Origin of the sequence: Sulfurovum sp. (assembly GCF_041562805.1) — a bacterium.
Classification (GTDB): Bacteria; Campylobacterota; Campylobacteria; order Campylobacterales; family Sulfurovaceae; genus Sulfurovum.
On record NZ_JBFFOH010000014.1, the window covers coordinates 21669 to 37506 of the forward strand.

13 protein-coding genes are annotated in these 15838 nt (G+C 38.3%); 6 read left to right on the top strand and 7 right to left on the bottom strand.

Translation table 11 applies throughout. The features are described from left to right. Positions 1-12 precede the first annotated feature (12 nt). The 6 genes from hemH to ABYK33_RS03500 all read left to right on the top strand — a co-directional run bounded on the left by hemH (position 13) and on the right by ABYK33_RS03500 (position 6305). The gene (hemH, locus tag ABYK33_RS03475) at positions 13-951 is read left to right on the top strand and encodes a ferrochelatase (protein WP_373031551.1); all 939 of its coding nucleotides are present in this window, start codon (positions 13-15) and stop codon (positions 949-951) included. Continuing rightward, the gene (locus ABYK33_RS03480; RefSeq protein WP_373031553.1) at positions 951-2378 is read left to right on the top strand and encodes a phytoene desaturase family protein; all 1428 of its coding nucleotides are present in this window, start codon (positions 951-953) and stop codon (positions 2376-2378) included. The genes hemH and ABYK33_RS03480 overlap by 1 nt, the downstream gene beginning before the upstream one ends. Further along, entirely contained in the window at positions 2371-3378 is a 1008-nt protein-coding gene (locus tag ABYK33_RS03485; protein ID WP_373031554.1) for a sensor histidine kinase, read from the top strand. The genes ABYK33_RS03480 and ABYK33_RS03485 overlap by 8 nt, the downstream gene beginning before the upstream one ends. After that, a complete protein-coding gene (locus ABYK33_RS03490; protein ID WP_373031556.1) occupies positions 3359-4054 on the top strand; it encodes a LytR/AlgR family response regulator transcription factor in 696 nt (231 codons plus the stop codon). Before ABYK33_RS03485 ends, ABYK33_RS03490 begins: the two co-directional genes overlap by 20 nt. A 135-nt stretch (positions 4055-4189) precedes the next feature. Further along, positions 4190-4771 (top strand): hypothetical protein, encoded by a 582-nt coding sequence (locus ABYK33_RS03495; protein ID WP_373031558.1) that lies wholly within the window; start codon positions 4190-4192, stop codon positions 4769-4771. 142 nt (positions 4772-4913) lie between these two features. Continuing rightward, positions 4914-6305 (top strand): chloride channel protein, encoded by a 1392-nt coding sequence (locus tag ABYK33_RS03500; RefSeq protein ID WP_373031559.1) that lies wholly within the window; start codon positions 4914-4916, stop codon positions 6303-6305. A gap of 218 nt (positions 6306-6523) precedes the next feature. Here ABYK33_RS03500 and ABYK33_RS03505 read toward each other — a convergent pair whose 3' ends face one another. From ABYK33_RS03505 to ABYK33_RS03535, 7 genes are all read right to left on the bottom strand, one after another. After that, positions 6524-7519, bottom strand: a complete 996-nt coding sequence (locus ABYK33_RS03505) for a dihydroorotate dehydrogenase-like protein (RefSeq protein WP_373031560.1) — start codon at positions 7517-7519, stop codon at positions 6524-6526. A 2-nt stretch (positions 7520-7521) separates the two neighbouring features. Further along, positions 7522-7674 carry a hypothetical protein gene (locus ABYK33_RS03510; RefSeq protein WP_373031561.1) on the bottom strand — a complete coding sequence of 51 codons (153 nt, stop codon included), beginning with the start codon at positions 7672-7674 and terminating at the stop codon, positions 7522-7524. 14 nt (positions 7675-7688) lie between these two features. After that, positions 7689-11087, bottom strand: a complete 3399-nt coding sequence (gene nifJ, locus ABYK33_RS03515) for a pyruvate:ferredoxin (flavodoxin) oxidoreductase (protein ID WP_373031562.1) — start codon at positions 11085-11087, stop codon at positions 7689-7691. Positions 11088-11292: 205 nt separating this feature from the next. Next, entirely contained in the window at positions 11293-12600 is a 1308-nt protein-coding gene (locus ABYK33_RS03520; RefSeq protein ID WP_373031563.1) for an HD-GYP domain-containing protein, read from the bottom strand. Between the two features lie 121 nt (positions 12601-12721). Beyond that, positions 12722-13849, bottom strand: a complete 1128-nt coding sequence (locus tag ABYK33_RS03525; RefSeq protein ID WP_373031564.1) for a hypothetical protein — start codon at positions 13847-13849, stop codon at positions 12722-12724. Further along, positions 13836-14507 (bottom strand): ABC transporter ATP-binding protein, encoded by a 672-nt coding sequence (locus tag ABYK33_RS03530; protein ID WP_373031565.1) that lies wholly within the window; start codon positions 14505-14507, stop codon positions 13836-13838. The genes ABYK33_RS03525 and ABYK33_RS03530 overlap by 14 nt, the downstream gene beginning before the upstream one ends. After that, positions 14504-15733 (bottom strand): ABC transporter permease, encoded by a 1230-nt coding sequence (locus ABYK33_RS03535; protein WP_373031566.1) that lies wholly within the window; start codon positions 15731-15733, stop codon positions 14504-14506. The genes ABYK33_RS03530 and ABYK33_RS03535 overlap by 4 nt, the downstream gene beginning before the upstream one ends. Between the last annotated feature and the right edge of the window lie 105 nt (positions 15734-15838).

Sequence of the window (15838 nt, forward strand, 5' to 3'; positions counted from 1 at the left end):
AGTGAGGTAATTATGAAACGAGCTATTTTACTGATGAATATGGGCGGTCCAAATAATTTAGATGAGGTAGAAGTTTTTTTGAACAATATGTTCAATGACAAACGTATCATCTCTGCACCAAAGCCAATACGTATGCTAATAGCAAAAATTATTACTTGGAAGAGAAAAGAGGAAGCTAAAAGTAATTATGCTGCGTTAGGGGGAAAATCACCTTTGGTAGGGTACACCAAAAAACTTATTTCAAAACTCGAAACAGGGATAGATGCTACTGTACATATGGCAATGCGCTATACACCTCCTTATTCAACTGACACACTTCAGGGACTAAAAAATGTGGATGAGATATATGCGATCCCTCTCTATCCTCACTATTCGAGTACAACAACACTCTCAAGTATAGAGGATTTAGAAGAGAACATTAAAAAACAGGGTATCAATGCAAAAGTAAAAACACTTAATAGTTATTACAAACATCCAGACTACATCGCTGCCATGGTAGAACGTATTAAAGAGACACTTGGAACGGATAATCCTGATGAGTTTGAATTGGTATTTTCTGCGCATGGGTTACCACAAAAGATCATAGATAAAGGAGACGACTACCAACGTCATATCAAATACAATGTATATCATGCGAGAAAAGCACTGCTGGAGGCAGGGTTAAATTTTCATAAGACTCATCTTGCCTATCAGTCACGTCTTGGACCATTGGAGTGGATACGTCCATATCTTGATGATAAGCTCAAGAGTCTGAAGAAAAAAAAGGTTATTATTTATCCAATAGCGTTTACCATTGATAATTCTGAAACAGAATTTGAACTGGATGTAGAGTATAGAGAGATCACCGAAGATATTGGATTTGAGGAGTACCGTGTGGCAAAAGCACCCAATGACCATCCAGCCTTTGTAAAATGTATTACTAACCTCTATGAAAGTATGAAAGATTCTTGATGATCGAATATGCAGTAGTGGGGTCAGGCATCGGTGGTAGCAGTATAGCTGCCTATCTTGATGCCAAAGGACATAAGACAGTTTTGTTTGAGAAAGAACCGTATCTTGGCGGATGCAGTTCTACCTTTGAACATAGAGGCTATTCCTATAATACAGGTGCTACGACACTTGCAGGATACGAAGAAGGTCATATTGTCAAATCTCACTTTGATGCCTTGGGGCTTATCCCTGATATCATTAGCAGTGACCCCTCTATAGTGATTATACAGAATGGGAAAACTACACCTCGTTTTTCTGACCTGGACACTTTTCTAGAGGTTTTAGAAGAGAACTATCCTCATCCCAAAAATAGGGATTTTTGGACACTGATACACAATTTAGGTGGAAAATTTTATGAGTTACATGGTCATTACTACAGTAATAGAAGTTTATGGCATAAACTACAGTCACTCACAAGTTTTTTTCCTATGCTAGTGAAATTTCAGCGTTATTTACGTACGAATGCTTATGATTTTATCCAAGATTTCTATGGAGACATTTCTGAAGAGTATCTTCGCTTTTTAGAGGCACAGATCTTAATAGTTGCGCAAGCACCTTCACGTGATATAAACTTCTTCACAGCAGCACTCTCTTTGGGATACACATTTAATGAAACACATTATGTTCCAGGTGGTTTTGGCGCACTGTTTGATCAGATGACAGCAAAGATGAAAGATATAAGACGAAATACGGAGATACAAAAGATAGAACGCCATATAGACCACTATATACTTCATACCAAAAAGGAAACCATAAAATCCAAGAATGTAATACTCAACTCTACAGTTTATGACAGTGGGAAACTTTTTGACCAGAATGATACAAAGGTTAAACATTATTACAAAAAATATGAAAAACTCAACAACCACCAAAGTTCTTTTATGCTCTATATGACCATTAAAAGTACGAAGAAATATGCACATCATTATCAACTCATTCAGGATGAGACCTATGCTCACAGTATCTCAAATGCCGTATTCGTATCATTTTCAGATGTGGAAGATAATGTGCTCTGTGAAAATGGACACTATAGTATCACTGCATCGATACATACAGACAGCAGATGGTGGGAAGACAAAAGTATGTACAAAGTTAAAAAAGAGGAACTTAAAAATCAAATGATAAAGTCCATCTGTGATATACTCGAGATCACTGAAAATGATATCGTACATCACTTTGCAGCAACGCCTAAAAGTTTTATGCGTTACATCAATCGTTCACAACTTGGAGGCAATGCCATCACCATGAAAAACTTTCTGCCAAAACTCCCTTCCAATGACACACCGATAAAAGGTTTGTACCATGTAGGTGATACAGTCTATGCGGCACAGGGATGGCCTGGAGTGATGCTTGGGGTAGATAATCTGAAGAAGTTACTTCATGTATAATATTGCTTTGCGTATTAAAACATTTGACTGGCTCTACATCTTGCTCATAGGTGTGGTGTTTGCAATGCTTCTTTCTTCTTTAGGGTATGTACTCCTGGAACGAGACTGGTATCAGGGGGCATTGTTTGGCGCTTTACTTGGTTTTTCTATTACGCTTTTTTCACTTATTTTTATTACGTATATGAACCACTCTATTCTTCCTAAGATCTCAAAAATATTTTGGCTTCCATTAGCGATATTTTTCTCCTTTCTTTCTGGGTTTCTAGGTACATTGTTCAGTACCAGTGCGGCAGAACTATTACATATTGACCTCATTCCACTATTTCATACACACCCTGTACAAATCGCAGTAGCGATAGGTTTTCTAACCTATATTGTAGGTGCTTTGCTTTACCGTTTTGTCAAGATGCGTAATGAAAAAGAAGTAGTGGATCATCACTATGTACAAAGTCGTCTTCGATCACTGGAGACGCAACTCAATCCCCACTTTTTATTTAATGCCCTAAATTCTATTGCTGAACTCATCCATCAGGATCAAGACAAGGCAGAAGCTGCTATTTTGAAAGTCTCAACATTTCTACGTAATACTATGGATGAAAAAGCACTCATACCACTTACTGATGAACTTAGAAATGTACGTGATTATGTAGAGTTGGAAAACATACGTTTTTCAGGCTTGATCGATCTGCAGATAGCTGATCCAATACCTAAAGTTCATGTACCAAAATTTTCTATCCAGTTACTTGTAGAAAATGCTATAAAACATGGTTTCATAGCCCCGAAAGTGTTGCATATATCTTTGTCTTACGATATGTCACAAAATAAACTCATACTACAAAATGATGGTAAAGCTATGAAGAATACATCATTTGGTACAGGACTTACAAATTTGGCCCAGCGTTTAAAACTTCTTTGTAAGGGCACTATCGAGATAACAAACAAAGAAAAACCTACTTTTACACTTTATTTAGGAGATTGTCATGAAAATACTTATTGTTGATGATGAAGCATTAGCACTTGCAAGACTCAAGCGCATGCTCAATACATTGGGATATGAAGATATTATAGAAGCAGATAATGCACAGAGTGCTCTGGAAGCAGTTAAAGAGACACATTTTGATCTTGTGCTGCTAGATATCAATATGCCTCAAACTAGTGGTTTGGAATTAGGCTATGAACTGCGTTATCATCAAGAAGATATAGCTATTATTTTCCAAACTGCGTATGATGAACATGCGCTTAAAGCTTTTGATATAGGTGCTGTGGGGTACCTTGTAAAACCTTTTAGCATGGAACAGTTACAGCAAACTATAGAACGTGTAAAACTGGAAACAAAAAGTGATAAAAATTTTCGTCTTATGAGTAAGAACGGTGAGAATTATTATCTTTTTAAACCTGAAGATATTTACTATGTAAAAGCGGATCTGAGTGAAGTGATGTTACGCTCTTCTAAAGGTTTTTCTTATTATGCACACAAAATATCAGACCTTGAAAAGCAATTACTGGGGCATGATTTTGTACGTATACATCGCTCTTACCTCATAAACATTAATAAGATAAAAGAGATGGAAACCATAGAGCAAAGTAAGTTACGATTTTCATTTCATGACATTTCTGATCAGATAGAGTCAAGTAAAGATGGAGCAAAAGCATTCAGGAATACATTTTCTGTGTAGTGAGCGCTTTTATTATTTAGTATTGTCTACTTCTTATATCTTTAAATTATGAGATAAAAATGAATCATCAAACTATTACATTATGTATGTATAATATGCATAAGATGTAAATTTGAACCATAAAAGGGATTATCTATGAATGATAAGATCAGAGAGATCGTTGAAGAGATAGAAGCTATGAAGTTAAAGCTTACTGAAGAGATCGCTCTGCAAGAGAGTCATATTTCCTATGAGATTAAAAATGGTTATGTGACATTTGAAAAAGAGGTTTTGGCTAGGCAAAAAGAGAATATGAAAAACCTCTTAACTTGGTTTGGAGAAGTTCCTCTTTTGCATTTTCTTGCCGCACCTATCATCTATGGGATGGTCCTTCCTGCTATACTATTTGATGTGTTACTCTTTGTATATCAACAGGTAGCATTTAGAATCTTCAAGTTTACATTTATAAAACGCAGTGACTATATGCACTTTGATCATCATTATCTTGGATATTTAAATCCGATTGAAAAACTCAATTGTTTATACTGTTCCTATTTTAATGGTTTAATGCTGTATGCCTCTGCCATTGCAGGTAGGACAGAACTTTATTTTTGTCCTATAAAACATGCGAAGAAGGTTATTTCTCAACATAACTATTATGATGAGTTCTTATCTTATGGTGATGAAGAAGAGTATCAGAAGAAGTTAAAAGAACTTCGTGAAAATCCTCAAAAGTAATGTGTGCAATTTTTTACATTTTTAAAAGATTCATAATAAATCCCCCTTTTATCGAGAAGTGTTATAATGTAAAATATTATAATAAAAAAGTCAGGGATGTCTGGTGGTACTTTTATAATAAATTTTCTCTTGAAAAGACATTATGAAAAAACATACTGTTGAACAACTTAGTATCTTTCTTAGTGTTGTTAAGTGGCTGATATTTTCTTCGATTATCGGTATTGTTATTGGTGCAAGTGTAACATTTTTTTTAGAGATACTACGGTTTTCAGAAGAAGCTCGATATGTGTTGCCGTTCAAATATTATTATCTCTTACCTCTTGCACTGCCTTTAACTGTTTGGCTAGTGAAGAAATATGCTCCGGATGCCGAGGGACATGGCACGGAAAAAGTCATTGAAGCAGTACACAAAAAAAGTGGTAAAATAGAGATATCGGTTGTTCCAGTCAAGTTAATTGCTACTGTACTGACAGTTTTTTCCGGAGGTTCTGTCGGTAAAGAAGGACCTGCCGCACAGATTGGCGGAGGCATGGCATCTTTTATTTCAGAAATTTTCCATTTTAGTAAAGCGGATCGTAAAAAGTTGGTGGTCTGCGGAATTGGTGCCGGGTTTGCAACGGTTTTCGGTACGCCGATCGCGGGTGCTATTTTTGGGCTTGAAGTATTAGTAATCGGACTTATACGCTATGATGTATTGCTTCCCTCTTTTATCGCTGGTTTCTCGGCATTTTCAACTGCACAGTATTTTGGAATTGACTATACTTATTTTGATATAAGTTTTCATCAGAGTGTTTCATTGGATATTGTTTTGATCATGCAAGTTGTTTTGGCGGGTCTGTTTTTTGGTTTTATCTCTGATATTACTATAACAACACTAAGAGGAAGTTCCAGTTTGATTAAAAAAATTCCTTTTAATAGTTATGTAAAAGCTTTTGCAGGCGGAATCATCTTGATAGGATTATCATTAATTGTAGGAGATCAATATTTTGGATTAGGACTTGGAACCATTGACAATATACTTCAGCCTGACACTTCTCTTCATAGAGACATCCCCTGGTATGGCTTTTTTCTTAAAACGATATTTACTTCCATTACTCTGGGTGTTGGAGGGAGTGGCGGTATAGTTACGCCCCTTTTTTACATAGGTGCCACCAGTGGTCATGTGTTTGGTACTTTTATGGGTGATCATATATCTTTTTTTGCTGCACTTGGTTTTGTTAGTGTTCTTGCCGGAACCACAAATTCCCCGATCGCTGCAACTATTATGGCTATGGAACTATTTGGTTTGGAGGTCGCACACTATGCTGCTATTTCGGTGGTTATCAGCTTTTTAATTACTGGACATCGTAGTGTGTTTGCTTCTCAGATATTGGCTATGAAAAAATCTGATATCCTCAAAATTGATCTTGGTGAAGAAATTGCACATACTAAAGTTGAAATGGGGGATAAAGAGATGCGTAAAATTGAAAATATTCGTGAGCGTATTCAGATAAAGCGTAGAAAACGTCAGGAAAATTCTAAATCTAAAAAGTGAGAACTGAGGTTGTGATTGTAGCGCGGGATTTTTTCCAAAAGAATGTAGATCTTGCGTGATGGTTTTTCAGTATGATCTTTTTCTTTTGCTCTGAAGTGACTCTTGAAGAACAATGTTTTAAGGAAAATTCCTTAAAAAAGTAACCATTTATGTATCAAAGACTAGCATAGCCAACAGAGATTTTCTCTGTTGGTGTTCTAAAGGATGTAAGCTCCATCTTAGCGACGATACTGTTGAAGGGCATACATATATGAGTTACGCTCATAAGCAGCTGGGTTATCAGTGTGAGCCAGTGATATGCTCCCTTTCATCTGGGAGATAGAGTCATATTCGTATTTTTCCATCCATTGGGTGATTTCATTCAGTATAGTTGTTACTTCGGATTCACCTTTCATCAAAAGCACTGAAGCCAATGCCACAGCATCTGCTCCGCTCATGATGGCTTTGAGAACATCTTCTGCACTGTGAATACCCGTATTGGCACAGAGAGAACAGGGCAGTTTTTTATAGAGAATCGCACACCAGCGCAATATTTCACTTAAATTTGTAGAACTGGTGATATTGGCACGCTGCAAAGGTGTCAAAAGTTCAAGATCTACATCGACACGTATTGGATTATCAAAAATGGTTAGACCATTGGCTCCGGCTTCTACAAAACGTTTGGCCATATTTGCAGGGCTTGAAAAATAGGCATTCATTTTGACGTTGAGAGGAATGGAAATATGTTCTTTCACCTGTGCAACTGTATCGATATACATTTGTTCTACCGTATGCCCCTCCATGTCTATAGACGTGGGGATATAAGTTATGTTAAGCTCCAAAGCATCAGCACCGGCTTCCTGAAGTTTTTTTGCATATTTCACCCATCCTCCTGCAGAAACACCATTGAGACTGGCGATGACTGGAATTTGGATAGCCTCCTTGACTTTTCTTATTTCCTCAAGATAATATTCAGAGTTCAGATTGTCAAAACCTACCTCACTGGGTAAATAACTGGTAGCCTCAGCGTTCGAATCACTGTGAATATGTAAAAAGTGGTCGATCTGATGAATCTCGTGGTTGATCTCCTCTTCGAACAGTGAATGCATTATCACCGCGGCAATGCCTTTCTCTTCAAGCTTTTTTATACTATCCAGCGATGCCGTTAACGGCGAAGCACTGGCAATAAGGGGATTTTTTAATTCAAGCCCTAAATAAGTAGTAGTAAGTTCCATGGTTAGACCTCCTCTTGTGTTGGCTGATAATGTTCATGCAGGCTTTGATATCGTTTATAGAGAGACTGCGCTGTGTGAGTCGCTGTTTTGAGGTAATCACCTGCAACAACAACATTCATTTTTTCTACCATTTTAAAACGGGTCTCACGGTACATAAAATCTTTTACATCTATTTTGGTCCTTTGTAATCAAGTGTCATCGGATTTTCATTTTCTTTGATCTTATCTGGATTAAAACGGAATATAGGCCATAAACCACTGTCAACAGCACGTTTCTGCTGATCAAAACCATATTTTAGATCATATCCGTGAGCGACACAGTGTGAATAGGCGATAATGATTGAAGGACCGTCATAGCGTTCTGCTTCAACAAACGCTTTTACTGTTGCTTTGTCATTTGCACCCAATGAGACTTTTGCCACATAAACATTTTCGTAATTTATAGCCATTGCAGCAAGATCTTTTGGCATTCCTGCCTTTCCTCCTGCCGCGAATTTTGCTACAGCACCCGTAAAAGTTGCTTTAGACTGCTGGCCACCGGTATTGGAATAGACCTGGGTGTCAAGTACAAGAATATTGACATTTTTACCGCTTGCAAGTACATGATCAAGACCACCATATCCGATATCGTATGCCCAGCCATCTCCACCGATGCACCAGACAGATTTTTTTACAAGATAATCTGATATTTTCAATAAACTTTTTGCTTCATTACTTTCAAGTTTTTCAAGGGCAGATTGAAGGATTTTAACCCGGTTTCTCTGTTCGTTGATTTGCATTTCATCATGTTGAGGCGCATTGAGTATCGTTTCAACTAGATCACTGTCAAGGCTGTTTTTTAGACCTTGGAGCAAGCTTTTGCTATGGTCTGTATGGTTGTCAATGGCCAGACGAAAACCAAGCCCGAATTCCGCATTATCCTCAAAGAGAGAGTTTGACCACGCCGGTCCGCGTCCTTCATCATTTTTCTTCCATGGTGTCGTAGGAAGATTTCCTCCGTAAATCGAGCTGCATCCAGTAGCGTTAGCGATCACCATACGGTCTCCGAATAGCTGGGATGCAAGTTTGATATAGGGAGTCTCACCACAACCAGGACATGCCCCAGAAAATTCAAAGAGCGGTTCGAGAAACTGTGACTCTTTAAGATCATCATGATCAAGTTTTGAGCGATCAAGTTTTGGCAAGGAGAGGAAATAATCCCATTGTGCGATGCCTTGCTCTTTGATAGGGGCAAGCGGTACCATATTGATTGCTTTGAGATTGGTCTGCGATTTGTTTTTGGCAGGACAGACTTCAACACATAATGCACATCCGGTACAGTCCTCGACTGCTACGGAGATATTGAAAAGATCATTTTCACCGAATTTCTTCCCTTTGGCCAACTTGGAGTCAAACCCTTCAGGAGCTTGGTTCATAAAGGAGATATCAAAGATATTGGAGCGTATGACCGAGTGGGGACAGGCTGAAACACATTTGTTACATTGAATACAGGTGTTAACATCCCAGACAGGAACCTCATGGGCAATATTTCGCTTTTCGTATTGGGTTGTCCCTGTCGGCCATGTCCCATCATCTGGGATCTGTGATACTGAAAGTTCATCACCTTTGTAAGCGGTTATTTTACCGATCACTTCGGAGATAAATGGACTCAGTACCCCCTTAAGAACCGGTTTAAGCTCTTGGATACTCTCTGCCTTTGTGGGCACAACGACTTCATACAGATTTTCGAGAGTATTGTCCACGGCGGCAAAATTCATCTTCACAATCAAATCTCCCTTGCTACCGTAGCTTTTTTGAATCGAATTTTTTATCTTCTTGATCGCCTCATCCCTGGGAAGTATACCGCTGATAGCAAAGAAGCAGGTCTGCATGATCGTATTGATCCGGGATCCCATTTTACTGGCTTGTGCCACACTATAGGCATCAATGGCATAAAATTTCAATCCTTTTACAATAATTTGTTCTTGTGTCACACGAGGTAGATGTTTCCATGCTTCCTCTTTGGGATGAGGGGTATTGAGTAAAAAAACTGCACCTGGTTTAGCGATCTCAAGTAAGTCAAGTTTTTCAAGAAATACAGCTTGATGTACACCTATGAAATCGGCCTGTTGTATCAAGTAACTGGAATGGATCGGATCGGAACCAAAACGTAGATGGGATATGGTCATAGAACCAGATTTTTTCGAATCATAGACAAAATATCCCTGCGCATAATGATCTGTTTCTGTACCGATTATCTTGATCGTATTTTTGTTCGCTCCTACTGTTCCATCCGAACCCAATCCATAAAATAAAGCTTCAAACTGAGTAGGGTTATCTAAAATGAAATCATGATCATAGGTCAGTGATGTAAAGGTGACATCATCATCAATGCCGATCGTGAAGTGATTTTTTACAGACTCTTTTGAAAGTTCCCGGTAGATCGCAAGAATCATAGCGGGCGTAAACTCTTTGGAAGAAAGACCATAACGTCCTCCTATGATATGGGGCATCTCAAAAGGCAGGCTTGAACGCTGTTCAAACAATGCAGTAAGCACATCATGATATAGAGGTTCGCCAAGGCTTCCGGACTCTTTGGTTCGATCAAGTACGGCAATTGACTTAACTGATACTGGAAGTGCTTGGACAAAGAAGTCAGTTGCAAAGGGCAGGGCCAATCGTACCTTTATCATCCCTACCTTTTGACCTTGAGCGTTCAGATAGTGCACAGTTTCTTCGACTGCTTCGGCACCAGAACCCATCAATACAATAATTCTCTCTGCATCATCGACACCGACATAATCAAAAAGTCGGTATGGTCTTCCCGTTAACTCAGCAAAGGTATCCATCTGTTCTTGTAAGATCTTCGGTAATGCCTGATAATATTTATTGACACTTTCACGCCCCTGAAAATAGACATCAGGATTTTGTGATGTACCTCGAAGCACAGGTATATCAGGTGTTAGACCTCGTTTACGGTGCGCTTCGACCAGATCAAGATCGATCATTGCTTTAAGGACGTCATCGGAAAGGTTTTCGATACGGCTTACTTCATGGGAGGTTCGAAATCCGTCAAAAAAATGTAAAAATGGAATACGTGCATGTAAGGTTGCAGCTTGTGAGATCAGAGTAAAATCATGTGCTTCCTGCACGGAATTGGAAGACAATAAAGCAAATCCTGTTTGTCTTACTCCCATCACATCCTGATGATCCCCAAAGATGGAGAGTCCTTGAGCCGCAAGGGAGCGGGATGCAACATGAAATACCGTTGAAGTCAGTTCTCCGGCAATTTTATACATATTGGGTATCATCAGCAGTAGCCCTTGAGAAGCTGTAAATGTGGTCGTAAGTGCACCCGCCTGCAATGCACCGTGAATGGCGCCACTCGCACCTCCCTCACTTTGCATTTCATACACTTCCGGAATCGTACCAAAAATATTTTTCTGTTTTTTTGAACTGTAAAGGTCACTGAATTCACCCATTGGTGAGGAGGGGGTGATAGGGTAAATAGCGATTACTTCATTGATCTTATGGGCTACCAGTGCAACGGCTTCATTGCCGTCAACGGTAATAGTTGAATACTCTGTCATAATGATATTCCTTTAATCGATTGTTGAAAAAAGTTCATATTATATATTGTACTTTAAAGTAAATACAATATAAACGTATTAAGTACTATTTTTAGGAATGACTTTTGTTGGTCATTTTATATTGTAGCAGTTAACCCTAAAATATTTGTAGATATTCAAGAGAGTGTTGAAAATGAATAATACATTTTTTTACAATGTAAAATATTTAATAGAGTTCTGCTTCTAGCTCTTGAAGATTACCCATATTTATTTCACGCAGATCAATATGTTTGTGTGTAATGGCGATATCAGACTTTGTAAAAGAATCAAGCTTTTTTATCATCTCAATATCAATCTCTGTGTGGGTAGTGGACATAATACAAAAATCAACACTGTGTATACGGAAGATCAATGAATTCGGATAGGTTTTACGAAGATACTTTGCAAAGTTAATAAGTAGTTCATTTCCATATTCCCAGCCTTCTTTTTGATTAGAAATAGAGAAGTTGTGCAGATATAAAACATTAAAACATATGTATTTCATGGTGTCAAAATTTTTATTTAAAATAAAATTCAAGTAGTTTTGATTGTATACAGAAGTCAATTGATTACGATAGAAATAAGAGAAACGCTCTTGTTCTAACTGGGTGGTAGGTAATTGTTCGAATGTATGTATATCCTTAATTTCAGAAAAGACCTCTATGGCAGCTTGCGCAACCTGTGGATGAAACTGAGTAGATGTATGTGTACGAATTTCTTCTATGGCTTCAGGAATGCTTTTGCGTACTTGATAGATACGACTGGTTGTCATAGCATCAAAAGCATCGGCAACGATCATGATGTGTGATAGTATTGGAATGTCATTACCTTTAACACCATAAGGATAGCCTTTACCATCATAACGTTCATGGTGATAGAGTATGATCTCTGCCATTTCCATATACATGGGGATGGCAGAAAGTATTTTAAAACTCACGTTGACATGTCCTTCTATCAGCTTTTTCTCATGAACGTCAAATAGATCAGGTTTCATCAATATGGAATCAGGTGTTGCAACCTTTCCAATATCATGTAGAATACCAGCATGATAAACAAGATCACACTCTTTTTTTGAGTGTCCCATATGCTCAGCTATTAAACGGGAATAGTGTGCTACACGTTGTGAATGTCCCGCCGTATAGGCATCACGGTCTTCAATGATATTGATAAATGACTGTAAGATGTGCTCGAAGTTTTTATATTTTTCTACTTCTAGTTCCATTTTTTCATTGGTACGTTTTTCTACTGTTTGTTCAAGTTCTTTTTCATGCTCTTCAAGTTGACTTTTTGAGAGTTGTAATGCACGATTTAACTTGGATATACGTATAAAATAATAGAGACTTACAAAAGCCATAATAATGAGTAAGAGCAGAGCTTCTTTATGTTCCTCCCATTCACTGATAGGTTGGTAGTCATCAATTTGTACATTCGCATGTAAAAGAGACATAGCGAGCAGTAAAAAGAAGAAGATGCTTTTATGATATCTATTCAGCATAGGAATCCATTTATGACATTATTTTTGATTATATCATGTAAATTATTTATCTTATTCATATACATGACCAAATTTTACTCAAAATTGGAAGATTTATTTGAACCACAATAGTAGTCTCTGATCAATAGGTGACTTTGAAACGTAGATAATAGCTGTTGTCCACACTGCCAAACTCACTCTCGTCATTTCCATTATAAAGCATGGCCCCAAGAGCTAGGGATGCATCATCGCTGATGCTGTACTCTATAAGAGGTGATACAAAACTGCTTTGGTCTTCCAGACTGTAGATGATACTGAGTGCACCGTTGAAGAGCAAGTTAAAGTCATAATAGGCTGAAGCTCCAATATAATCATTGGAGAGATGACGGTTGTTGCTTAAGGTACTTTCCTGATGTAGAAGTATCTCATCAAAACTGTAGGTTTTTGAAGAGTGTATCCACTCTGTTACCAGAGTGAGACCATTTTGAAAACCATAGTCGAGTCCCAATATACCTTGAAAAAATTCTTTGTCTAAAAGTTTATCTTTAAAATAACCACCTTCACTTCGCCACTCTATACCAGTCTCAAAAAGATTGCCTTCAAGTTCATAAGCGATCATTTGTGCATCATCGCTTGAAAGAACATCAAGTGCAATGTCTACAACACCAAAGTTACTTTTGATCCTTCCTGCATACTTATACTCGTCATTATGACGTTTAGCGACAACACCCATGACTTCGCTCAGTTCACCCAGCGCATAGATATAAGAGAGTGCATAGTTTCCATAGACCTGGTCAGGTTCGAGTGCAAGCGGGTTCCTGGGGTTGAAAAGATCAGTAGGTGTCCATATACGTCCTACACCCATACTGACCTTTTGCAGACCAAAGACAACGTTATGCTTTTCATCTGAGTATCCTACATTGAAACGATGGAGTCGCCCGAACACTTCACCATTTCCATAATTTTTGGAATTGGTTTCTATGTCAAAAGGTGTGTCTGCATTGATAGTACCTAAGAATTGGTATTCAAAACTCTCAATATAATCCTCTCCGTAGTAGTTATCTATATCTGCAATGATATGGGCAAACCAATTTCCTTCTTTGATCTTATCTGTCAGTCGTAATCTGTTGTAATTGTAGAGGGTTCGATCCCCATCAGGATAGGGTGATTTGGAAATCGTATAGTTGGTGTTCTCTATGCTGAAATCATGTTCTACAGCCATGAGTGGCACTGTAAGACAAATCAGTCCTAGCCAGTTAACGATCTTCAATGACAACTCCATCATCCAGAACAATGATACGTTTGGACTGTTCTAGAACATACTTGTCATGTGAAGCAAAAATGACAGTGACATGCTCTTTTTCATTGAGTGTACGTAGCATGTTCATGAGGCGTTCACTATTCTTTGAGTCTAGATTTGCAGTAGGTTCATCTGCGAGTATGAGTTTGGGACGTGATGCAACTGCACGTGCTACCGCTACACGTTGCTGTTGACCACCGCTTATCTCACCCGGAAGCTTGTCCAGGAGATCTTCTATCTGCAAGATGGAAGCCAACTCCAGTATACGTGCATCTATCTCTTTCTCATCAAACTTGAGCAGCTTCATGATGAACCCTATGTTTTCACGAACGGTAAGTACATGTATCAGATTGTACGCTTGGAAAATAAATCCTATGTCCTGCAGTCTCAGCTTTGCCATCTTCTCTTCACTGTAAGCAGATATCTCTTCTCCTTCAAAAAAGATCTGTCCGCTTGTAGCTGAGTCAAGTCCCCCTATAATGTTTAGAAGGGTGGTTTTTCCTGATCCAGATTCACCACTCAAGGTAGTGAACTCTCCCTTTTCAAATGTGAGATTGATATCTGTAAGGGCTTTGACCTCTTTGGGAGAATCAGGGTAGAATGTTTTGTAGACATGGTTGAGTTTCATAACATTTTTCCTTGTATGACTTGTATAGGTTTTATTTTCTTAAGTTTTCGTAGAGGCCAGATCACTGAAAGTAGAGTAGCAAAAAATACAGCAAAAAAAGCTTGAAAGAAGTAGTAAAGATGCATGTTCGCATACATGACTGCACTATAACCATAGAGTTCCAATCCTGCTTCAAAAGAGCGCATATCAACACCTACAGTTGACATATATAGAAGGAGGATCCATCCTAGAAAAGCACCTGCTATATAACCGATAAGCCCTAAAAAAGATGCTTCCATTATGATCTGATTTCTTACTATCTTGTATGGTGCGCCTATGGCAAGCATGATGCTAAACTCACGCATCCGTTCTAAAACAGAGACAAGCATGACTCCGAAGATACCCAGTGCAGCAACGATAAAGACAATGGCGTAAGAAGCCAAATTGAAGATATTCATTAATTCCTGCATCTGTATCAATAAAGGATAGAGCTCATCCCAGCGAAGTACATCTGTATCGGGTAATAGCCTTTGCAGCTCATTTTGTACTATTTTTATATGTTCTGTATCTTTAATACGTAAGGCTATTTGTGTAGCACTCTGTTGCAGGTTGAGAAATTTTGACATCTTTTCCATAGAGACAAAAACAGAGTTATCATCAATAGAAGGATTACCGGTTTTGAGGATACCAGCGATACGAAAAGAGATAGAGTTGATCTCTCCAGTAACATCTTGAGCTGTAAAGATAACGCGGCTACCTATAGAAAGATTGAACTTTTTAGCCAATGCTGAACCGATCAAAGCCTCTTTGTTTTTTTTGCCAAAACTATATTCTCCTTCAGTCACGAACGCATTGAGCTGACCAAAATTTTCTTCATTTTCCAAAGAAATACCTTTGAGGGTTGCTCCAAGTGATTTGTGTGCTGTAGCAATGAGACCTTCTTTCTCCAAACGAATGGAGTAAGCGTCAATTGCTTTGATCTGAGAGAATGCATCTTCATATTTTGAGAGGGGAGTGAGTCTATAGTCAAGACTTTTGTTTAGACGATACTCTTTGTTGTAGAGAGATATCTCTCCGGAGTCACTTCTGATGGTTGTGTTGATCATATGGCTGATCATGCCGTCATAAAGTCCTTGTAACCCAAGCAGACCGCTAAGACATAATGCAATCATCATGATTACCATTGACGAACGTGTTTTACGTCTCCAAAGGCTAAGCCATGCAAGGTATTGGGCTATCTTATACATATCTCATTGCCTCCATTGCGGTAAGCTTGTTTATCTTGGAAATTGGATAGATAATAGCTGCCAGATTCAGTATAAATATCGTCAGGGCATTCCATGCTATAGTAA

What these genes read in the sequence shown, in the direction of transcription:
- ABYK33_RS03530 (WP_373031565.1), bottom strand. Translation starts at nt 14,507, where the DNA reads ATGAAACTCAACCATGTCTACAAAACATTCTACCCTGATTCTCCCAAA.
- ABYK33_RS03480 (WP_373031553.1), top strand. Translation starts at nt 951, where the DNA reads ATGATCGAATATGCAGTAGTGGGGTCAGGCATCGGTGGTAGCAGTATA.
- nifJ (WP_373031562.1), bottom strand. Translation starts at nt 11,087, where the DNA reads ATGACAGAGTATTCAACTATTACCGTTGACGGCAATGAAGCCGTTGCA.
- hemH (WP_373031551.1), top strand. Translation starts at nt 13, where the DNA reads ATGAAACGAGCTATTTTACTGATGAATATGGGCGGTCCAAATAATTTA.
- ABYK33_RS03505 (WP_373031560.1), bottom strand. Translation starts at nt 7,519, where the DNA reads ATGGAACTTACTACTACTTATTTAGGGCTTGAATTAAAAAATCCCCTT.
- ABYK33_RS03510 (WP_373031561.1), bottom strand. Translation starts at nt 7,674, where the DNA reads ATGTACCGTGAGACCCGTTTTAAAATGGTAGAAAAAATGAATGTTGTT.
- ABYK33_RS03500 (WP_373031559.1), top strand. Translation starts at nt 4,914, where the DNA reads ATGAAAAAACATACTGTTGAACAACTTAGTATCTTTCTTAGTGTTGTT.
- ABYK33_RS03535 (WP_373031566.1), bottom strand. Translation starts at nt 15,733, where the DNA reads ATGTATAAGATAGCCCAATACCTTGCATGGCTTAGCCTTTGGAGACGT.
- ABYK33_RS03520 (WP_373031563.1), bottom strand. Translation starts at nt 12,600, where the DNA reads ATGCTGAATAGATATCATAAAAGCATCTTCTTCTTTTTACTGCTCGCT.
- ABYK33_RS03490 (WP_373031556.1), top strand. Translation starts at nt 3,359, where the DNA reads ATGAAAATACTTATTGTTGATGATGAAGCATTAGCACTTGCAAGACTC.
- ABYK33_RS03495 (WP_373031558.1), top strand. Translation starts at nt 4,190, where the DNA reads ATGAATGATAAGATCAGAGAGATCGTTGAAGAGATAGAAGCTATGAAG.
- ABYK33_RS03485 (WP_373031554.1), top strand. Translation starts at nt 2,371, where the DNA reads ATGTATAATATTGCTTTGCGTATTAAAACATTTGACTGGCTCTACATC.